Source organism: Candidatus Omnitrophota bacterium, from assembly GCA_030650275.1.
In the GTDB taxonomy this organism is placed as follows: Bacteria; Omnitrophota; Gorgyraeia; order Zapsychrales; family Fredricksoniimonadaceae; genus JACPXN01.
In genome coordinates this window covers 1-17,526 of sequence record JAUSEK010000012.1, presented here as the reverse complement: position 1 = coordinate 17,526, position 17,526 = coordinate 1, and the positions used below count along the sequence as shown (strand labels likewise).

16 protein-coding genes, 2 tRNA genes, 3 rRNA genes and 1 pseudogene are annotated in these 17,526 nt (G+C 51.7%); 21 read left to right on the top strand and 1 reads right to left on the bottom strand.

The window, feature by feature from the left end:
• Positions 1-16 precede the first annotated feature (16 nt).
• Complete coding sequence (locus Q7K71_03620; protein MDO8675188.1) at positions 17-301, top strand: acyl carrier protein; 285 nt, start codon at positions 17-19, stop codon at positions 299-301.
• 44 nt (positions 302-345) lie between these two features.
• Positions 346-1,146, top strand: a complete 801-nt coding sequence (locus Q7K71_03615) for a cyclase family protein (GenBank protein MDO8675187.1) — start codon at positions 346-348, stop codon at positions 1,144-1,146.
• Positions 1,147-1,500: 354 nt separating this feature from the next.
• Here the strand turns inward: Q7K71_03615 and Q7K71_03610 are convergent.
• Positions 1,501-1,574 (bottom strand): annotated as a pseudogene (locus Q7K71_03610).
• 64 nt (positions 1,575-1,638) lie between these two features.
• Between Q7K71_03610 and Q7K71_03605 the strand changes: the two are divergent.
• The 19 genes from Q7K71_03605 to Q7K71_03515 all read left to right on the top strand — a co-directional run.
• A complete protein-coding gene (locus Q7K71_03605; GenBank protein ID MDO8675186.1) occupies positions 1,639-2,088 on the top strand; it encodes a polyketide cyclase in 450 nt (149 codons plus the stop codon).
• Positions 2,075-3,271, top strand: a complete 1,197-nt coding sequence (locus tag Q7K71_03600; protein MDO8675185.1) for an MFS transporter — start codon at positions 2,075-2,077, stop codon at positions 3,269-3,271. Before Q7K71_03605 ends, Q7K71_03600 begins: the two co-directional genes overlap by 14 nt.
• 20 nt (positions 3,272-3,291) lie before the next feature.
• Positions 3,292-4,077, top strand: coding sequence for an SDR family oxidoreductase (locus Q7K71_03595; protein MDO8675184.1), 786 nt, complete (start codon positions 3,292-3,294; stop codon positions 4,075-4,077).
• Positions 4,078-4,270: 193 nt separating this feature from the next.
• A complete protein-coding gene (locus Q7K71_03590; GenBank protein ID MDO8675183.1) occupies positions 4,271-4,504 on the top strand; it encodes a transcriptional coactivator p15/PC4 family protein in 234 nt (77 codons plus the stop codon).
• Positions 4,504-5,421 (top strand): amidohydrolase family protein, encoded by a 918-nt coding sequence (locus Q7K71_03585; GenBank protein ID MDO8675182.1) that lies wholly within the window; start codon positions 4,504-4,506, stop codon positions 5,419-5,421. Before Q7K71_03590 ends, Q7K71_03585 begins: the two co-directional genes overlap by 1 nt.
• 167 nt (positions 5,422-5,588) lie before the next feature.
• Positions 5,589-7,133 (top strand): 16S ribosomal RNA (locus Q7K71_03580).
• Positions 7,134-7,345: 212 nt separating this feature from the next.
• Positions 7,346-7,422 (top strand) — tRNA-Ile (locus Q7K71_03575).
• A gap of 15 nt (positions 7,423-7,437) precedes the next feature.
• Positions 7,438-7,513: transfer RNA gene (locus Q7K71_03570), tRNA-Ala, on the top strand.
• A gap of 159 nt (positions 7,514-7,672) precedes the next feature.
• Positions 7,673-10,634 (top strand): 23S ribosomal RNA (locus Q7K71_03565).
• A gap of 54 nt (positions 10,635-10,688) precedes the next feature.
• Positions 10,689-10,805 (top strand): 5S ribosomal RNA (gene rrf, locus Q7K71_03560).
• The 16S, 23S and 5S rRNA genes sit together here with 2 tRNA genes alongside, the layout of an rRNA operon.
• Before the next feature lie 91 nt (positions 10,806-10,896).
• Positions 10,897-11,292, top strand: a complete 396-nt coding sequence (locus tag Q7K71_03555; protein ID MDO8675181.1) for a hypothetical protein — start codon at positions 10,897-10,899, stop codon at positions 11,290-11,292.
• Positions 11,293-11,313: 21 nt separating this feature from the next.
• Positions 11,314-13,395, top strand: coding sequence for an ATP-dependent DNA helicase RecG (gene recG / locus Q7K71_03550; GenBank protein MDO8675180.1), 2,082 nt, complete (start codon positions 11,314-11,316; stop codon positions 13,393-13,395).
• 14 nt (positions 13,396-13,409) lie between these two features.
• The gene (rsmD, locus tag Q7K71_03545) at positions 13,410-13,964 is read left to right on the top strand and encodes a 16S rRNA (guanine(966)-N(2))-methyltransferase RsmD (protein MDO8675179.1); all 555 of its coding nucleotides are present in this window, start codon (positions 13,410-13,412) and stop codon (positions 13,962-13,964) included.
• Positions 13,965-13,971: 7 nt separating this feature from the next.
• On the top strand, positions 13,972-14,460 hold the full coding sequence (gene coaD / locus Q7K71_03540; protein MDO8675178.1) for a pantetheine-phosphate adenylyltransferase: 489 nt from the start codon (positions 13,972-13,974) through the stop codon (positions 14,458-14,460).
• On the top strand, positions 14,457-14,867 hold the full coding sequence (locus Q7K71_03535) for a DUF177 domain-containing protein (GenBank protein ID MDO8675177.1): 411 nt from the start codon (positions 14,457-14,459) through the stop codon (positions 14,865-14,867). The genes coaD and Q7K71_03535 overlap by 4 nt, the downstream gene beginning before the upstream one ends.
• Before the next feature lie 12 nt (positions 14,868-14,879).
• Positions 14,880-15,071, top strand: coding sequence for a 50S ribosomal protein L32 (gene rpmF / locus Q7K71_03530; protein ID MDO8675176.1), 192 nt, complete (start codon positions 14,880-14,882; stop codon positions 15,069-15,071).
• A 7-nt stretch (positions 15,072-15,078) separates the two neighbouring features.
• A complete protein-coding gene (gene plsX, locus Q7K71_03525) occupies positions 15,079-16,065 on the top strand; it encodes a phosphate acyltransferase PlsX (protein ID MDO8675175.1) in 987 nt (328 codons plus the stop codon).
• A gap of 2 nt (positions 16,066-16,067) precedes the next feature.
• Complete coding sequence (locus tag Q7K71_03520; GenBank protein ID MDO8675174.1) at positions 16,068-17,048, top strand: beta-ketoacyl-ACP synthase III; 981 nt, start codon at positions 16,068-16,070, stop codon at positions 17,046-17,048.
• On the top strand, positions 17,042-17,526 hold a 485-nt coding region (locus tag Q7K71_03515), incomplete at its 3' end, for an ACP S-malonyltransferase (GenBank protein ID MDO8675173.1). The genes Q7K71_03520 and Q7K71_03515, both read left to right, overlap by 7 nt.

The window sequence follows — 17,526 nt, the reverse complement described above, 5'->3', positions numbered from 1 at the left end:
TTAAACGGAGAAAAAAATGCAGACCCAGACAGACCTCGAAAGCAAGGTCAAAGCCATCTTCAAAAAGGTTCTGGATATCAAGGACAGCGAGATCATCCCCGGCGCAAAACTGGACGAGTCCTTGGACATTGACTCAACGGAAATGGTGGAGATCTCGGTCGGTATCAAAAAGGAACTGGGCATCGCGCTTAAGGACAATGAATTGAAAAAGACGCATTCGTTCAATGAGATCATCGGCATTCTAAGATCCAAGGCCCAGGCCAGTGGCGGCCATTCCTGCGGCTGTGGGCATGAGCATTAATCCAATTGTCATTCCCGAATGTTTCTGTCGGGAATCCAGGCATTATGAAAATTATAGACCTTAGTTTACCCATAGATGACACACTTGTCGAAACGCACGATGCCAAGATCGACCGCATCACGCATGCGCAGGGTGTTGAACATTTCAACTGGGTGGTGATGAGCAAACAGCCCGGGGGCCAGGAGCGTTTTGACAAAGGCGAGCGTGTTGCTACGGCAGAGGAGATCCCCGGCGGCGAAATGCCGTCTTTGGAAGTGGTGCATTCGTCGGTGCACATGGGCTCTCATGTGGATGCGCCGTTCCATTATGGAAGTATGTGCGAGGGCAAGCCGGCCAAACAGATCATGGACGTGCCGCTGGAGTGGTGTTATGGCCCCGGCGTGGTTTTGGATCTCACCCATTTGAAATTCCCCGATGCCATCACCAAGGACCATGTCATTGCCGCGCTGAAAAAGATCAAATATATTTTAAAGCCAATGGACATTGTGCTCATTTATACGGGTGGGGACAAGTTGTTGGGGACCGACGATTACGTGAACAAATATGTGGGCATGATGCCCGATGCCGTGGAGTATTTGCTGGATGCGGGCATCAAGATGATGGGCATTGACACCATCGGCCTTGACCGCCCGTGTTTTTTGATGTTCAAGGAATTTTTGACCACCAAGGACAAGAGTAAGATCTGGCCCTGCCATTTCCTCGGACGCGAGCGCGAGTATTGTCACATGGAACGTTTGGGTAATTTAGGCACCATCCCGAAACCGTTTGGGTTTACGGTGTCTTGTTTACCTGTTAAAGTAAGGAATGCGGGAGCGGGTTGGAGCAGGGTAGTCGCTATTTTATAGATTAAATTTATCTTGGCTGTAGTTTAAAAAAGACACGATTCATTAAATTAGAACGCCCAACTAGTCTTGACCCTGGGAATGGGGGACAGCCCAACGAGAGAAGGGCAGAAGGGAAGCGCGCCGTGGAGAATCGGGAATCGGTGCCAGCCAAGAATTATCATGCGTCCGGAATGAGGTTAAAAGGGTGGTTGCAAACATAAAAAGAAAGGCCGCGAGTGATCGCGGCCTAATGAAACTGGATAACATACAGCTCTGGCGAAAATCGATTAATTAAAATATATCATTTTTAACTGTTCTTTGCAAGAAAAAAGATGGCCTTAAAAATCGCTCTGGCTCGATCTTTAAGGCCTTTAGTACCCCAGGCGGGATTCGAACCCGCGCCTCAGACATCGCCAGAGCTGCATGCTGATCCATTACACCACCGGGGCACTAATTGATGTAAGTATAATTATTTATTGATTATTAGTCAATATTTATTTAGGGAGGGCAGATATGGGACATACAGTAAATTCAATCATCATCAATGCGCCATACGAGTTGATTTTTGATATTTCCAACAAGATTGAACGCTGGACTGAATTGTTCGGCAAGGAATATGCCAGCGCTGATGTGCTGGAGCACAAGGGCAACGAGATCACCTTTCGCCTGACCGATGAGGATGGCAAGTCATGGGTGTCCAAACGCTGGTTATACAAGGACCTGAAATTCGCCTATGCCCAGCGTTGGGACCCGCTGTTCCCATTTTTGTATATGAAAATTGTGTGGTTCTATACCGAAGTTCAAGGCGGCATTTCCATGAAATGGATCCAGGATTTTGAAATGGACCCCAAATTCACCAAATTCACCGCCGAGCAGATCGAAGGGTTCATCAACAAGCATTCGCAGGATAACCTGCAGATATTCAAGAAAGTGATCGAATCTGAAGCCCATGTCAGTAAGTAGGGGCGATGATCGATCGCCCGTTAGCAGACGTTGGATCTTATTTTTCTTTTGCTGTACCAACGTTCTTGTTTCATTTAACATTTCAGCCCTGACCGCGGTCATTCCGGCGGTCAGCCGCTCTTTGAATGTTCCAATGGGGGATGCGGCGGGCATCATCCCGTTCTATATCATTCCCTATGGCGTATGCGCGCTTTTTTACGCGCCGCTGGCCGTGCGGTTCTCCATCAAAAATTTGATGATCGCGGCTGTTGCGCTGTGCGGTTTCGGCAACTGGATGTGCCTGTGGACGGATTCGCTCAATATGATCCTCTTGGGGCGGGTCATCGCGGGCATCGGTGCCGCGGCCGTCACACCGCTGGCGATCATGACGCTGGGCAAGATATTTGAAAAAGACATCCGCGGCCGGGTCCTGGGGTTGTTTTTCAGTTCGTCGTTCTTTGGCGCCTTGCTGGGGCTGGTCTTAAGCGCTTTTGCCGACTGGCATTGGCTATTCGCGGTCCCGGCGCTGTTGGGCTTTGTACTTGTTTTCGGTTTATGGTTCTGTCCCGAGGAAGGCATGGAGGCCAATACCGGGGTCAAGGTCAATTATGGCGATGCTTTTCGTCTGGCCGGTTTGCGTCGCATCCTGATCTTTATTTTTTTCATGAGTTTGTTCTTTCACGGCGTATGCAAATGGTATGGCGTTTATCTGGATAAGGTCTACAATTACGATCAGTTGACCATCAGTTCTTTGATCATTTTAACGGCCATTGCCTCTGTGGCGGGACAGCTCATCGGCGGGGTGGTCACGGATAAATATGGCCGCGTTAATTCCTGCTATATAGGGATCGCGATCTTAGGATTATCCACCATGGCTTTATACGGCCATTATTCGCTGGCGTTTTTGGCCCTGGTGCTTTCCATGATCTCCGTCGGCTGGACCATTGCCCACAACGGTATATCCACGGTGCTGACGGATCTTTCGGACATGTACCGGCCGGAACTGGCGGCGTTGAATTCTTCGGTGCGGTTTTTCAGCGGCGGCTTAGGGTTTTATTTGAGCGGCAATTTCATCCAGATGAATTTCGGCCTGACGTTTTTCGCGATCGGTTGTTTGATGCTGGCCCAGATCATTTTTGTTCCGAAGATCATTCCTTCAACGCCGTTGCGGCAAAAGTCCATCCCTGATGTATTCGGGGAATGACCATTCAGGAAAGGAAATGTATGGCACATGTTTTGGTTGATCTCAAAGGCAAGACAGCCCTTATCACCGGGGCAAGCCGCGGCATCGGCCGTGCCATTGCCGCGCGTTTGGCCGAGCACGGGGCCAATGTGGTGCTGGCCGCGCGCACGCAGGGGCCTTTGGATGCGGCTGTGCAGGAATTAAAAAGCAAATATCACATCGAGGCCGTCGGCATTCCGACCGACGTGGCCAAACTGGAAGACCTTAAGAATTTGGTGGAAAAGGCCAAGGCACATTTCAAACAAATTGATATTCTCGTCAACGTGGCCGGCGTTTCCAGCCAGCATCCATTCCACCAACAGCCCATTGAGGATTTTGAAATGCTCGCCCATGTCAATTATTTGGGCTATGTGCGCCTGATCCGCCTGGTCATCCCCGACATGGTGGCGCGCAAGAGCGGGCAGATCATCAGCGTGGTTTCCGGTTCGACGCTGGTGGACCCCATCCCGCGCGGATTTTTGGCCTACAGTTCCCTGAAAATGGGTTTGCGTTCGTTCCTCAAAGGCCTGTTCTGGGAAATGCGCGAACACAATATCAAGGTCACTTCATTGTTGCCCGGTGTCGTCGCGTCAGATCTGACCGATCATTTGAAAGACGTGGCCAAGGAACAGCGCGACCGTTTGATGGACCCGGTGGCCGTGGCAGACATGGTCAGCTTTGCATTGTCAGTACCAGCAAACGCATGTCCCCTTGAATTAGCAGTCATTAATCAGTTAACAACATGGACTAAGCCAATAATTGACTATCAACAGACTCAAGCAAAATAAACCTATGCAGTCGAAGGAATAGGGAATATTGCCTGTCCTTTGGAGTTGGCGGTCATCAATCAATTGACGACATGGACCAAACCCATCATTGACTATCAACAGACGCAGGCGAAGTAGGGCGCTGGTCCGGCGAATAAGCCGGACCGCTTAGCGCGCCTGCGAGCCGGTGAGCAGGCCGGTTGAAAGGAACATCATGGACAAAACCGTTTCAGTGTTTCCCAAAAATAAGTTCCAGGAAGTCCGCGTGGGCATCCGTGAGTTCAAGGGCAATGACCTGGTTGATGTGCGCATATGGACCTTGACCCAGGGCTCTGACCAAATGGTCCCGACGGCCAAAGGCGTTTCCATCAACATCCACCTTTTGCCGGAACTCATGAAGGCCCTGCAGGCCGCGGACAAGATCCTCAAAGACAGTAAGATGGTCTGATGGTCATTGACGCGCACAGCCATTATATGCCGCCCGACGTGGCGCAGAAAACAGCGTTCTTCAAGGAGCATTGGTCGGACGCGGACAAACAACTGCGTCTCATGGACGAGTATCATGTGGACCGGGCTTTGCTGGTCTATCCCACCAGCGACGCGCACCTGAACATGGGCGGATGGGAGAAATTGTGTTCCGTATATAATTCTTCCATTGCCGATCTTGTGAAAAAATATTCGGACCGTTTCGTTGGTGCCGGCATTATTCCGGTGGACGCCCCATCAGCCATCGCCCGGGAATTAAAGCGCATGGAAGACCTGGGGCTCAAAGCCATTTCCCTCGCGTCCAGTTATCAGGGGACCTATCTCGACGATGCTCTGTTTGAAGACGTGTACGCGTTCGCCCGCGCCAAACATTTTCCCATCCACGTCCATCCCCAGATCATGGACCCCATCGGCGAACAGCGCGTGCGCGACCCCTTGTTAAGCCCGGTCTTGGAATATGTTTTTGACGTGTCCATGTGCATCGGCAAAATGATGATGTCCGGCGTATTTTTAAGGCATCCCGGCGTGAATTTTATTTTTGCCCACTATGGCGGGGTTTTGCCCATCGTCAAAGAACGTTTTGATTCCACGTATGCGATGCTGCGCAAGCGCAATTTTGTCAAGGATTTGGGCAAAGCGCCGGGAGAGTATTTCAGGAATTTATATTTTGACACCAGCGGCTCCAAGTCGCCGGCCTCTTTATCAGGAGCTTTGGAAGTGACGGATATTGCCCATATCCTTTGGGGCAGTGATTTTCCCGCCAACCAGAACTTTACGGATTCCCTGGGGGTCATCAGCCAAACCCTCCTGTCCTCCCGCGAAAGAGGCATGGTTTTTGGGGGCAATTTGACCCGCCTTCTGGGTTCTTTTTCATCTTAAAACCCTTGCAAAATAAGCCATTTGCGGCTTTATTGAAATAGTCAAACAATTTTCTTGACATCAAGCGTTTATCTGTTAATCTTATAAAACATTTTTTGCAGACGTTCTTTGACAATCGATTGTCCGATTCAATTCAATTAGCCAAAGTTTACAAAAAAGCCAAGTTATTTTTGGAGAGTTTGATCCTGGCTCAGAGTGAACGCTGGCGGCGTGGATTAGGCATGCAAGTCGAGCGATTCCCGCAAGGGAATAGCGGCAAACGGGTGAGGAACACGTAAGTAATCTTCCCCTTAACCGGACATAGCCCTATGAGAATAGGAGTAATATCCGATGAGATCATGAGATTGCATAATTTTATGTTCAAAGACGGGGACCGCAAGGCCTGTCGTTAAGGGATGAGCTTGCGTAGCATCAGCTAGTTGGTAGGGTAATGGCCTACCAAGGCTAAGACGCTTAGCTGGTCTGAGAGGATGGTCAGCCACACTGGGACTGAGACACTGCCCAGACTCCTACGGGAGGCTGCAGTCGAGAATCTTTAGCAATGGGCGAAAGCCTGACTATGCGACGCCGCGTGAGGGATGAAGGTTTTCGGATCGTAAACCTCTTTTGGCAGGAAAGAAACCTTTAGGGTCAATAACCCTGAAGCTGACGGTACCTGCAGAATAAGCCACGGCTAACTCCGTGCCAGCAGCCGCGGTAATACGGAGGTGGCTAGCGTTACTCGGAATTATTGGGTGTAAAGGGCAAGTAGGCGGCCAGGTAAGTGGGGGGTGAAATACTCCGGCTCAATCGGAGAACTGCCTTCCAAACTGCCCGGCTTGAGTGTGACAGAGGAAAATGGAATTCTCGGTGTAAGGGTGAAATCTGTAGATATCGAGAAGAACACCAGATGCGAAGGCGATTTTCTGGGTCATCACTGACGCTAAATTGCGAAAGCTAGGGGAGCAAACAGAATTAGATACTCTGGTAGTCCTAGCCGTAAACGATGAGCACTAGGTGTCGGGTCCTTCGGGATTCGGTGCCGCAGCTAACGCATTAAGTGCTCCACCTGGGGACTACGGTCGCAAGGCTAAAACTCAAAGGAATTGACGGGGGCCCGCACAAGCGGTGGAACATGTGGTTTAATTCGAAGCTACGCGAAAAACCTCACCAGGGCTTGACATGCAGGAAGTAGTGAAATGAAAGTGGAACGACCTGTCAAGTCAGGAGCCTGCACAGGTGCTGCATGGCTGTCGTCAGCTCGTGTCGTGAGATGTTGGGTTAAGTCCCGCAACGAGCGCAACCATTATCCTTTGTTGCAACTCTGATCCGGCTTGCCGGATCAGAGGCACTCTAAGGAGACTGCCTGGGATAACCAGGAGGAAGGTGGAGATGACGTCAAGTCAGTACGGCCTTTATGCCCTGGGCGACACACGTGTTACAATGGGTAAGACAAAGGGTTGCCAACCCGCGAGGGGGAGCTAATCTCAAAAACTTACCCCCAGTTCAGATTGGAGTCTGCAATCCGACTCCATGAAGCCGGAATCGCTAGTAATGGCAGATCAGCACGCTGCCGTGAATACGTTCCCGGGCCTTGTACACACCGCCCGTCAAGCGATGAGAGTCGGGAGTACCCGAAGTCCTATGTAGATAGGCCGAAGGTAAAACCGATGATTGGCGCTAAGTCGTAACAAGGTAGCCGTACGGGAACGTGCGGCTGGATCACCTCCTTTCTATTCTTATGATAGGGTAGAGAAAATGTGGTAAGTCCTTCTTTGAGAGGATGGCAGTTTATTGACAGAATCTCTCTTTGAGAATGACTTGGCTTTTTATATTTGGTAAGAATTATGGGGACTAAGGCTACAAAGGTAGCACCTACCTTCTTATAAAAAGGTAGGTGCTACCTTTGTCTTACGTCCCCATAATTTCTACCACTGACTTTTATGGGCCCGTAGCTCAGTTGGTTAGAGCGCGTCCCTGATAAGGACGAGGTCAGTGGTTCGACTCCCCTCGGGCCCACCATACGATAAGCCCTTCGGGGCCGTAGCTCAGCTGGGAGAGCGCCTGCTTTGCAAGCAGGGGGTCAGGAGTTCGATCCTCCTCGGCTCCACCAGATATTTCTCGGACGATCGGTTGTGAGCATATTTTTCTGCCGGCGGCAACGGCTTCCGGCAGAGTAGCTCTTTGACAATTGTGGAATAAAGGGTAGTGCAATGCCGAGTGTTTTTTCTTGGCCGGGGGTTTCTCGCGCCCTGGTCAAGGACAGTTTTATGATCAAGCTACAAAGGGTTTATAATGGATGACTTGGCAGACACAGGCGATGAAGGACGTGGTAAGCTGCGATAAGCTTCGGGGAGCCGCAAATAGGCTTTGATCCGGAGATCTCCGAATGGGACAACCCAACTGGACTCATATCCAGTTATTTTACGCTGAATCCATAGGCGTAAAAAGCTAAACGAGGCGAATTGAAACATCTAAGTAGCCTCAGGAAAAGAAACCGAATGGGATTCTCTTAGTAGCGGCGAGCGAAGAGAGAACAGGCTAAACCAGCAGGCTTGCCTGCTGGGGTTGCGGGACTTCAATGTGGTATGCAATGAGATAGCAGAGGTGTTTGAAAAAACACGCCATAGAGTGTGAGAGCCACGTATGCGAAATCTCAAAGCGGCCTAGAAGGATCCCAAGTACTGCCGGGCACGGGAAATCTGGCAGGAATCTGGCCCGACCATGGGCTAAGCCTAAATACTCCGTCTGACCGAAAGTGGACAAGTACCGTGAGGGAAAGTTGAAAAGAACCCCGGGAGGGGAGTGAAATAGAACCTGAAATTATAAACCTACAAGCTGTCGAAGGCCTATGTTTGCCGCAAGGCAAAAATGGCTAACGGCGTACCTTTTGCATAATGGACCAACGAGTTATTATGTGTTGCAAGCTTAAGTCCCTTCTGGGACGCAGGCGCAGGGAAACCGAGTCTGAATAGGGCGACCAAGTAGCACATAATAGACCCGAAACCACGTGATCTATCCATGGCCAGGTTGAAGCTTCGTGAAAACGAAGTGGAGGACCGAACCCATTATCGTTGAAAAGATTCGGGATGAGCTGTGGATCGGAGTGAAAGGCTAGTCAAACGTGGCAATTGCTGGTTCTCCCCGAAATAGTTCTAGGACTAGCTTCGAGGAATTACTAAGCGGGGGTAGAGTTACTGAATAGGCTAGGGGCCTTACCAGGCCGCCAAACCTAACCAAACTCCAAATACCGCTTACTGTATCTCGGAAGTCAGAGTGAGAGGGCTAAGCTTCTTGCTCGAGAGGGAAACAGCCCAGACCATCGATTAAGGTCCCTAATATAAGCTAAGTGGTAAAGGAAGTGAGATCACACAGACAGCCAGGATGTTGGCTTAGAGGCAGCCATCATTTAAAGAGTGCGTAACAGCTCACTGGTCGAGTGATCTCGCGCCGAAAATGATCGGGGCTCAAGCTTATAACCGAAGTCATGGCTTCGTTTGTCTTCGGATAAACGAGGGGTAGGGGAGCGTAGTGCTAAGCGTTGAAGGCATACCGAGAGGAATGCTGGAGTAAGCACTAGTGATACTGTTGGTATGAGTAGCGAAAACTACAGCGAGAAACTGTAGCACCGAAAATCTAAGGTTTCCTGGGGAAGGTTAATCCGCCCAGGGTTAGTCGATCCTAAGGTGAGGCCGAAAGGCGTAATCGATGGAGGTCAGGTTAATATTCCTGAACCGACTACGAACGTTATCACCTTGATGTGACGCAGGAGGCTAGGCCATGCGCAGTGTTGGATGTCTGCGTCCAAAGCCGTAGCTCCGTCGCAAGACGGGGTAAGAGCTGACGGGGACCTCAATCGCAAGTGCGAGGGAAGTGGCGAATGCCAGGCTGCCGAGAAAAACCATCAAGGGAGTCTCGTGGTCGATCGTACCGGAATCCGACACAGGTAGATAGGCAGAATATGCCAAGGTGCTCGAGAGAATCCTCCTTAAGGAACTAGGCAAAATCACCCCGTAACTTCGGGAGAAGGGGTGCCAAATGGGTGTAGGACATCACGTCCGAAGCCCGAATGGTCACAGTAAAGAGGCCCGGGTGACTGTTTAGTAAAAACACATCACTCTGCTAACTCGAAAGAGAACGTATAGGGTGTGACACCTGCCCGGTGCTGGAAGGTTAAGGGGAGAGGTCATTTGCCGCAAGGCAGAGAAGCTTCGAACTGAAGCCCCAGTAAACGGCGGCCGTAACTATAACGGTCCTAAGGTAGCGAAATTCCTTGTGGGGTAAGTTCCCACGCGCACGAATGGTGTAACAACTTGGGCGCTGTCTCGAGGAGGAACTCGGCGAAATTGTAGCGGCGGTGAAGATGCCGTCTACCCGCACCAAGACGAAAAGACCCCAGAACCTTTACTGCATTCTGGTATTGGATTTGGATTTTGACTGTGTAGCATAGCTGGGAGGCTTTGAAGCTCCGGCGTTAGCCGGGGTGGAGCCATCAGTGAAATACCAGCCTGTTGATATCTAGATTCTAACTCTGCTCTGTGAAACCAGACAGGAAACAGTGCCAGATGGGCAGTTTGACTGGGGCGGTTCCCTTCTAAAGAATAACGAAGGGGTCCAAAGGTTCCCTCAGGACGGTCGGCAATCGTCTGTAGAGTGCAAAGGCATAAGGGAGCCTGACTGCGAGTCCGACAGGACGAGCAGGCACGAAAGTGGGGCTTAGTGATCCGGTGGTTGAATGTGGGATTGCCATCGCTCAACGAACAATAGGTACTCTGGGGATAACAGGCTGATCGCGCTCGAGAGTTCATATCGACAGCGCGGATTGGCACCTCGATGTCGGCTCATCCTATCCTGGGGCTGTATAAGGTCCCAAGGGTCCGGCTGTTCGCCGGTTAAAAGGGTACGTGAGCTGGGTTTAGAACGTCGTGAGACAGTTCGGTCTCTATCTGGTGTGGGCGCACGATCATTGAAGAGAAGATCTCCTTAGTACGAGAGGACCGGGAGATACGAACCTCTGGTGTTCCAGTTATCCTGCCAAGGGTAATGGCTGGGTAGCCATGTTCGGAAGGGATAAGCGCTGAATGCATATAAGCGCGAAGCCTATCTCAAGATGAATGATCGATCCCCCGCAAGGGGGTGAAGGCACGTTGTAGACTACGACGTTGATAGGCCGTATGTGTAAGGTCCGTAAGGATTTTAGCTAAACGGTACTAATCTGCCAAATGCTTGATCATTTTTAATTTTTACGGTTTTGTGCTTCCCTTTATTCCGCAATTGTCATTTGATCTTCCGGTAACTTTACTGGTGGTGTTACACCCGTTCCCATTCCGAATACGGAAGTTAAGCCCACCGAGGTCGATGGTACTGTGGTCACATGGCCATGGGAGAGTAGAACGTTACCGGTTTCTTTGAGGCCCCGCGGTCGTTGATCGCGGGGCCTTTTATTTTCTTAAGATTCCTTTTGAGTTTCGTTTTAGGGATGCTAAAATAAACTCAATGAATGAGGAGTTCTACAGCATCATTTCGAAGATCTGTACGACGGATCCCCGCTATCACCCCGAGGCCTACGAATTCATCATGGAGGCCCTGCATTACAGCCAGAAAAGGTTCAAAAGAGCCAAGCACGTCACCGGGGCCCAACTCCTGGAGGGCATCAGGGCGCTTTTGCTCAAGAAATTCGGGCCCATGATCCTGACCATCCTTAATTTCTGGGGGGTGAAGACCACGGATGATTTCGGCAATATGGTGTATCATCTGGTGGAGCATAAGATCCTTTCCAAAGACGCCCATGACAATTACGAGAGTTTCAAGAACGCTTATGATTTTGAAGAGGTGTTCCATAAGAATTACCGCAAGCAATTGGCCCGGCGTCTTAAGTCCATGCGTTTTTAGTTCACAAGCCCGCCCCTTTTCATGCCTGAACACTTAAACGATATTTCCGTCCAATACGTCAAAGGCGTTGGGCCGGGCAAGGCCAAACTTTTGGCTGATCTCGGCATCTACAGCGTCGAGGATTTGCTGTACCTTTTTCCTTTTCGTTATGAGGACCGCTCTCAATTCACGCCCATCGCCATGCTTTCAGCCGGCGAAACACAGACCGTTTCAGCCAAGGTTTTGACGGTGGGCAAACGCAATTTTTATTCCCGCCACAAGACCTTTGAGATATCGGTGGGGGACAAAAGCGGGCGTGTTTTCTGCGTGTGGTTCAACCGGCCGTGGCTGGACAAGTATTTCAAGCCGGGGCAGGAGGCGGTTTTTTACGGCAGGGTGGATGTCTTTAAGAAACGCCTGCAGATGATCATGCCGGATTTTGAACTGATCACCCCCGAGGACAGGTCGCTGAACATGGGCCGGATCGTGCCGGTCTATCCTTTGACCAAGGGGATCACCCAGCGTTTCTTGCGCAAGGCCATTGATGCGGCATTGGAAAAGTACGGCGGTCAAATGAGGGACATTGTGCCGGCTGATGTCCGGGTCAGGCAGGGTTTTGGGTGCATGGCCGAGGGCATACGGCAGATCCATTTTCCCGACAGCGCCCGGGAGCAGGAAAAGGCGGGCCGCCGCGCGGCATTCGAAGAATTCTTTCTTTTTCAGGTTTGCGTGCTGTTGAGGCGTTTGAGCATTACGACCAAGGAGGGCGTTGCTCACCGCATTGAAAAGACGTTCATGGAGGATTACGTCCGGTCGTTCCCTTTTACGCTCACCCGGGCCCAGATGAGGGTCGCCTCCGAGATGGCCGAAGACATGGCCAAGCCCCGTCCCATGCTGCGGCTTTTGCAGGGCGATGTCGGCTGCGGCAAAACAGCCGCGGCATTCTTCGGCTGTGCCGCGGCGTTCCACAATGGCGGTCAAAGCGCGTTCATGGCACCGACGGAGATCTTGGCCAGACAGCATTATGTCCATTTTGAGAAGCTCATGGGCCGCGGTGTTTTTAAGGGCATGCGTCCGGCGCTTTTGACCAGTTCCATGTCTAAAAAAGACAGGGAACAGGTGTTGCGTGGCTTGAAAGAGGGGGGCATTGATCTTGTCATCGGCACCCACGCGCTTTTGCAGGACACCGTTGCTTTTAAGAAGCTGACCTTTGTCGTGATCGATGAACAGCATAAATTCGGCGTTGATCAGCGGGCTTTATTGTCAGCCAAAGGGAGCAACCCCGATGTTTTGGTCATGACCGCGACGCCTATTCCAAGGACTTTGTGCCTGACCCTGTATGGGGACCTGGACGTGTCTGTGATCGATGAAATGCCGCCCGGGCGCGGAAAGGTCCAAACCTATCGTTTCACAATGGACAAAGCTCCGGCTGTTTATGAACAGGTGCGTCAACAGGTGAACAAAGGCACGCAGGCCTATATCATTTATCCCATGGTGGAAGAAAGCGAAGCGCTGGACCTCAAAGCGGCCAAGGACATGTTCAGGCATTTCATTCAGTTTGAGTTCAAAGGCCTGCGGCTGGCTTTGGTCCACGGGCAGATGGACAGGAAGGAGGCCCAGGAGACCATGCTCAAGTTCAAGAACCATGAGCTGGACATCCTCGTGGCCACCACCATCCTTGAGGTGGGTATTGACGTGGCCAATGCCAATGTCATGGTCATTGAGCATGCCGAGAGATTTGGTTTAAGCCAATTGCACCAAATGCGCGGACGGATCGGACGCGGGCCGCAGGACGGCGTGTGCATTCTGGTCACCGACTCCAAGACCCCGGAGTCCAAGGCGCGCCTGGATATTTTTATCAAAACCACCGACGGGTTTAAGATCGCCCAACAGGACCTGCAGATCCGCGGGCCGGGGCATTATTTCGGCCGTCATCAGCATGGGGCCGATGAATTGAGGACAACCGGCCCTTTGACCCAAATGGATATTTTGGAAAAAGCCCGCCAGGAAGCGATAGGGCTGACACGTAAGGATCCGCCGTTGAAGAGTCCGGCAAACCGTTTGATCAGGTCAGTCATCAAGAAAAGGTATCCGCATTATTTGGACGCGGTGCTGGCGGGATAAGTGCCGAATTATCTATGAAAATACTTTCCGGGAAATATAAAGGACGCAATTTTTACATGCCCTCCGGCATCAGGCCGACCCAGAATGTTTTAAGGGCCGCGGTGTTTGACATTTTAGGGCATGACTTTAAAGGGCTGACATTTTTGGACCTTTTTTCCGGAAGCGGGGCGGTGGGTCTGGAGGCCATATCCCGGGGGGCCAAGGAAGTGACCATGGTAGAAAAAGACCCCAAAAATGCCGAAATCCTACGCGAAAACTGCCGCATCTTAGGCATTGATCTGGGGGAACAATACCGGATCCTGGAGGCGGATGTCTTTGCTTCAATTAAGAAATTGGCCCAAAAGGACCAAACCTTTGATATCGTCTTTTTTGACCCCCCGTTTGACCGCAACCTCGCCAAAAAAACCTTGAAATGCCCGGGGGTAAATGATATATTACACGCTCACAGTTTTCTCGTCGTACAGCACGATCCGGCCGAGCGCGTGGACGTACCGGAACATATGAAAGTCGTCAGCGAACGCCGGTACGGGGCCTCCCAACTGACTATTTTACAGAAGGTTACGGACTAAGGTACTCATGGCACACGGCAAAACCGCAATATATCCGGGCAGTTTTGACCCCGCGACCAACGGTCATTTGGACGTTATCCACCGGGCCGCGCGTATTTTTGACAAAGTCATCGTTGCGGCGGCGGACAATAGCGGCAAAAAAGCGTTCTTTACCATTGCCGAACGCGTGGCCATGCTCAAGGAAGTGACAGCGGATATCCCCAATGTCCAGGTGGAAGCATTTGACGGCCTGGTCGTTGATTATGCCCGTCGCAAGCAGGTCAATGTCCTCATCCGCGGTTTGCGCATGACCTCTGATTTTGATTATGAGTTCCAGATCGCGTTGACCAACCGGCGCCTGGCCCAGGACATTGAGACGGTGTTTTTGATGCCTTCCGAGCACGTGTCTTTCCTTTCTTCCAGTTTGCTTAAGGAAGTCGCGACCCTCCACGGGGACGTTTCTTCACTGGTCCCCGCGGCGGTCGAACGCAAGTTGAAAGAGCGCCTGAAGCGATGATCAGGGTTTCCATCCGGGACATCACGTTTAAAGGCAAGGAGATCGACCAGGTCGTCCCGAAGGAAGGGATCGGCCTGACCGATGAAGAGATCGACCTGCGTTCGCCGTTGAAGGTCCACGCGCATCTGGCCAAGGTGGACAATGTCATTGTGGCCGAAGCGCGGGTGGAGACGGAATACGGATATACCTGCTCCCGTTGTCTGGAAAATTTTCAACGCCTGGAGGTTAAGGAATACCATTTTAATTTTCCTTTGGAACCCGAAGCTGAATATGTGGACCTAGGGGAGGAGATCCGGCAGGAAATGATCATGAGCAATCCCGCCCGGATCCTGTGCAGGGAGGATTGCAAGGGGATTTGCGCGAAATGCGGGGCAAATCTTAATACCGAAAAATGTAAATGTAAATAAGGGAGAGTTATCATGCCATTACCGAAAAGACAACATTCAAAAAGCCGCGGGCGTAAACGCCGCACCCACTGGAAGGTGACTGTCGCGGCTTTGCGCAAATGTCCGCAATGCCAAAAAGCGGGGCTGCCCCATCGCATATGCCCGTTCTGCGGGTATTATAAAGGCACGCACATTGTCGAAGTGGCTGCCAAAGCCGTAAAATAATAATACTATGAAGATCGTTGTCGATGCCATGGGCGGGGATCATGCCCCTGAAAATGTAGTTGCTGGGGCCGTTGACGCGGTGAACGCCTACCGCGTACCGGTGGTCTTGGTCGGCATTGCCCAACGCGTCGAGGCCGAGCTCAAAAAATACAAATACCCCCAAGGCCTTATTGAGATCGTCCATGCCCCGGAGATCGTGGCCATGGATGATCACGCCATCGCTTCCATCCGCCAGAAGAAAAATTCATCCATTACCGTCGGTGTCGGGCTTTTGAAAAAAGGCGGCTATGACGCTTTTATCAGCGCCGGCAATACCGGTGCCGTGGTGGCCGCTTCCACTGTTGTGCTGGGCATGATCCCTGGTGTAGACCGCCCGGGCATCGGCTGCGTCATCCCCACCCTGAAGAAATTTTCTTTCATGATCGATCTGGGCGCCAACACCGCGGCCAAGCCCGAACATTTATTGCAATATGCCAAAATGGCCAAGGTCTACGCGCGCCTCGTCCTGGAGATCCCTCATCCGAGTGTGGGGCTTTTGAATATCGGCGCGGAGGAAGGCAAGGGCACCGAGTTGGAAAAAGAAGCCCACAAAATACTGGAAGAAAGGGAACCCGATTTTATCGGCAATATTGAGGCCAATGAGATATTCACCGGCAAGGCGCATTGCATTGTCTGCGACGGTTACGTGGGCAACGTGGCTTTGAAGGTTTCCGAGGGCTTGATGGAAAGCGTCGGTATACTGATGAAGCGGGAGATCAAAAAGAATCCCATCGCCATCCTTGGCGCGTTGCTTTTAAAATCCAGTTTGAGCGAAGCCAGAAGATCCATTGATTATTCCGAATACGGCGGCGCCCCTTTATTGGGGGTGGATGGGCTGGTACTCATCAGCCACGGCCGTTCTTCGCCTAAAGCCATCAGGAACGCCATCCGCGCGGCCATCCGCGAAGTGGAACATGATGTTTTGGCAAAGATCAAGGAAGAGGCGGTCAAATGACCATGCCCCATGTCGGCATCCTTGGTTTAGGCGTTTATTTGCCCGCGAGAAAACTCACCAATTTTGACCTGGAAAAAATGGTCGCGACCTCCGATGAGTGGATCCGCACACGCACGGGCATTGTTGAGCGGCGCATCGCCGGCATTAAAGAAAAGACCAGCGACCTTGCCGCTAAAGCCGCGGCGCGGGCACTCAAAGACGCCGGGATCCCGGCGCAAAAAATAGACCTCATCATCGTGGCCACGATCAGCCCGGACAGCAATTTTCCGTCCATGGCATGCAAGGTGCAAAAAACCCTGGGGGCATTCAATGCCACGGCTTTTGACGTTTCCGCGGCCTGCTCGGGGTTTTTATACGCCTTGACCACGGCGAAACAATACATCCGGACAGGCGCGGCAAAAAACGTTTTGGTCATCGCGGCCGAGCGGATCAGCGGGCTGATTGATTGGAAAGACCGTTCCACCTGTATCCTTTTCGGGGACGGGGCCGGCGCCTGCGTTCTGGGCAAGGCGCGTTCCGGTGGCATCATCGCCGATTTTACCCGGTCGTTCGGAAAATACGGTCATTTGATGGAAGTGGTGGCCCAGGAGATGCGCAGTCCGTTCGACCCTCAAAAAGCCACGCACACCCAATTGCCGCATGTGGTCATGCAGGGCCAGGAATTGTTCAAGGTCGCGGTCAATTCCATGGCCGAGGCCGTTGAGCAGGTGCTTAAAAAAGCCAAAATGAAAAAAAGCGACGTGGACTGCGTTGTTCCTCATCAGGCCAATGACCGTATCATTTCAGCGGTGGCCAGGAAATTGGGCATCCCCAAGGAAAAATTTTTCGTTAATATTGATAAATACGGCAATATGTCCGCCGCGTCCATCGCCGTTGCTCTTTACGAGGCCGTCAAGACCAAACGGATCAAAAAAGGCAGTAAGGTGGTTTTGGTGGCTTTTGGCGCGGGACTGGTCAGCGCGGCGAATGTGGTCAAATGGTAAATGTCGCTTTAATTTTTCCCGGGCAGGGCGCCCAAAAAGTCGGCATGGGCAGGGAATTTTATGACACGTCCGCTTTGGCCAAAGCCATTTTTGACGAAGCCGAAAAGATCTGTGCTAATGGTTTATTGAAGGTGATCTTTGAAGGCCCGGAAGAACGGTTGACCCAGACAGCGTATTGCCAAAGCGCTATTTTCACCGCCAGCATCGCGGCCCTAAAGGCCTTTGAAGCTCACCCTAAATTCAAGTCCGTCAAAGTCCGTTATGCCGCCGGTTTAAGTTTGGGGGAGTATTCGGCTTTGGCCGCTTCCGGCGCCATTTCCTTCGCGGATGCTTTGCATTTGGTGCAAAAACGCGGGACCTTGATGGAAGAGGCCGCGAAAGAAACCAAAGGCGCCATGGCCGCGGTCATCGGTTTTGATAAGGATCAACTGGCCGCCATTTGCCGCCAAACCGGGGCAGAGGTGGCTAATTTTAATTC